This window comes from Geodermatophilus sabuli, from assembly GCF_010686765.1.
Taxonomy (GTDB): Bacteria; Actinomycetota; Actinomycetes; order Mycobacteriales; family Geodermatophilaceae; genus Geodermatophilus; species Geodermatophilus sabuli_A.
On sequence record NZ_JAAGWF010000037.1, the window covers coordinates 1 to 3410 of the forward strand.

Here is a 3410-nt window from a genome sequence, read left to right on the forward strand (position 1 = left end):
GCAGGGCCGGTCTGTATCGCATACCGCCAGCCCCCCGTGGGGTGGTCTGGGTCGGGTGGGGTCGGGTGGCCGGTGTCTGGTCGTACGTTGAGAACTGCACAGTGGACGCGAGCATCTTCTGACTCTTGTTGAAGAGTTCTTGTAGGTCTCCACCGTGGGTGTCCTTCCGGGCGCTGCGGTGGGGTTTTGTGTGGCCAAGTTGTTAAGGGCACACGGTGGATGCCTGGGCACCAGGAGCCGATGAAGGACGTAGGAGGCTGCGATAAGCCTCGGGGAGCTGTCAACCGAGCGTTGATCCGAGGATTTCCGAATGGGGGAACCCCGCACCAGTCATGTGGTGTGACCCGCGCCTGAACACATAGGGCGTGTGGAGGGAACGTGGGGAAGTGAAACATCTCAGTACCCACAGGAAGAGAAAACAACCGTGATTCCGTGAGTAGTGGCGAGCGAAAGCGGATGAGGCTAAACCGATCGCATGTGATAGCCGGCAGGCGTTGTGTGGTCGGGGTCGTGGGACCGTTCCGTGTTCTCTGCCGAGGGCACAGGGAGTCATAAAGAGCGTGTGTTAGTGGAAGGCCTCTGGAAGGGGTCGCCGTAGAGGGTGAGAGCCCCGTACACGAAAACGCCGTTCCTCCCGAGCGTGTTCCCAAGTAGCACCGAGCCCGTGAAATTCGGTGTGAATCTGGCGGGACCACCCGCTAAGCCTGAATACTCCCTGGTGACCGATAGCGGACTAGTACCGTGAGGGAAAGGTGAAAAGTACCCCGGGAGGGGAGTGAAATAGTACCTGAAACCGTGTGCCTACAAGCCGTGAGAGCCTTAGGTCCTTCGGGGCCGGGGTGATTGCGTGCCTTTTGAAGAATGAGCCTGCGAGTTAGTGGTACGTGGCGAGGTTAACCCGTGGGGGGTAGCCGTAGCGAAAGCGAGTCCGAACAGGGCGTTGCAGTCGCGTGCTCTAGACCCGAAGCCGAGTGATCTACCCATGGCCAGGTTGAAGCGCGGGTAAGACCGCGTGGAGGACCGAACCCACCAGGGTTGAAAACCTGGGGGATGAGCTGTGGGTAGGGGTGAAAGGCCAATCAAACTCGGTGATAGCTGGTTCTCCCCGAAATGCATTTAGGTGCAGCGTCACGTGTTTCTTGCCGGAGGTAGAGCACTGGATGGCCGATGGGCCCCACAAGGTTACTGACGTCAACCAAACTCCGAATGCCGGTAAGTGAGAGCGTGGCAGTGAGACTGCGGGCGATAAGGTTCGTAGTCGAGAGGGAAACAGCCCAGATCATCGGCTAAGGCCCCTAAGCGTGTGCTAAGTGGAAAAGGATGTGGGATCGCAGAGACAACCAGGAGGTTGGCTTAGAAGCAGCCACCCTTGAAAGAGTGCGTAATAGCTCACTGGTCAAGTGGTTCCGCGCCGACAATGTAGCGGGGCTCAAGCACACCGCCGAAGCCGTGGCATTTCCACGTGTGCCTGTCGGTTCCCTCGAGGAGCCGGCCAGGTGTGGGGATGGGTAGGGGAGCGTCGCGTGGCGGGTGAAGCGGCGGAGTGATCCAGCCGTGGACGCCACGCGAGTGAGAATGCAGGCATGAGTAGCGAGAGGGGAGTGAGAAACTCCCCCGCCGGAAGACCAAGGGTTCCTGGGCTAGGCTAATCCGCCCAGGGTGAGTCGGGACCTAAGGCGAGGCCGACAGGCGTAGTCGATGGACAACGGGTTGATATTCCCGTACCCGCGAAGGAACGCCCATGCTGAACCCAGCGATGCTAACCGCCCGAACGCCCGTGACCGATCCCTTCGGGGTGAGGCGTGGGTTCTAGCGCGGGATCCGGACTGGTAGTAGGCAAGCGATGGGGTGACGCAGGAAGGTAGTCCTACCGGTGAGTGGTAGTACCGGTGCAAGGGTGTGGCCCGTCCGACAGGCAAATCCGTCGGACACGAGGGTGAGGCCTGACGCATAGCCGATTGAGGCGAATGGGATGATCCTATGCTGCCGAGAAAAGCCTCTAGCGAGTTCCGAGCGGCCCGTACCCCAAACCAACTCAGGTGGTCAGGTAGAGAATACCGAGGCGATCGAGCGAACTGTGGTTAAGGAACTCGGCAAAATGCCCCCGTAACTTCGGGAGAAGGGGGGCCATTTCCCGTCAACACCCTAGCGGTGGGCAGCGGGGGGTGGCCGCAGAGACCAGTGAGAAGCGACTGTTTACTAAAAACACAGGTCCGTGCGAAGTCGTAAGACGATGTATACGGACTGACGCCTGCCCGGTGCTGGAACGTTAAGGGGACGGGTTAGTGCACCTCGGTGTGCGAAGCTCAGAACTCAAGCGCCAGTAAACGGCGGTGGTAACTATAACCATCCTAAGGTAGCGAAATTCCTTGTCGGGTAAGTTCCGACCTGCACGAATGGCGTAACGACTTCTCAGCTGTCTCAACCACAGGCTCGGCGAAATTGCACTACGAGTAAAGATGCTCGTTACGCGCGGCAGGACGGAAAGACCCCGGGACCTTCACTATAGCTTGATATTGGTGTTCGGTTCGGCTTGTGTAGGATAGGTGGGAGACTGTGAAGCGGGCACGCCAGTGTCCGTGGAGTCGCCGTTGAAATACCACTCTGGTCGAATTGGATGTCTAACCTCGGTCCGTGATCCGGATCAGGAACAGTGTCAGGTGGGTAGTTTAACTGGGGCGGTTGCCTCCCAAAATGTAACGGAGGCGCCCAAAGGTTCCCTCAGCCTGGTTGGCAATCAGGTGTCGAGTGCAAGTGCACAAGGGAGCTTGACTGTGAGACCGACGGGTCGAGCAGGAGCGAAAGCTGGGACTAGTGACCCGGCACCGGCATGTGGAAGCGGTGTCGCTCAACGGATAAAAGGTACCCCGGGGATAACAGGCTGATCTTCCCCAAGAGTCCATATCGACGGGATGGTTTGGCACCTCGATGTCGGCTCGTCGCATCCTGGGGCTGGAGTAGGTCCCAAGGGTTGGGCTGTTCGCCCATTAAAGCGGTACGCGAGCTGGGTTTAGAACGTCGTGAGACAGTTCGGTCCCTATCCGCCGCGCGCGTAAGAGACTTGAGAAGAGCTGTCCCTAGTACGAGAGGACCGGGACGGACGAACCTCTGGTGTGCCAGTTGTACCGCCAGGTGCACTGCTGGTTGGCTACGTTCGGCAGGGATAACCGCTGAAAGCATCTAAGCGGGAAGCTCGCTTCAAGATGAGGTCTCTCACCGGGTCAACCGGGTAAGGCCCCCGCCCAGACCAGCGGGTTGATAGGCCGGAAGTGGAAGCACCGCAAGGTGTGGAGCTGACCGGTACTAATAGGCCGAGGGCTTGACCACACACCCCCAAGAAAACTTCACCAGGGCAGGTCCAGGTCAGATCGAACAACGCGTCCACTGTGCAGCTCTGAACGCACGACCCC

General features: G+C 59.1%; 1 rRNA gene. It reads left to right on the forward strand.

What is annotated here, in order from left to right:
* Positions 1–192 precede the first annotated feature (192 nt).
* A 23S ribosomal RNA gene (locus tag GCU56_RS22855) occupies positions 193–3327 on the forward strand.
* Positions 3328–3410: the final 83 nt, after the last annotated feature.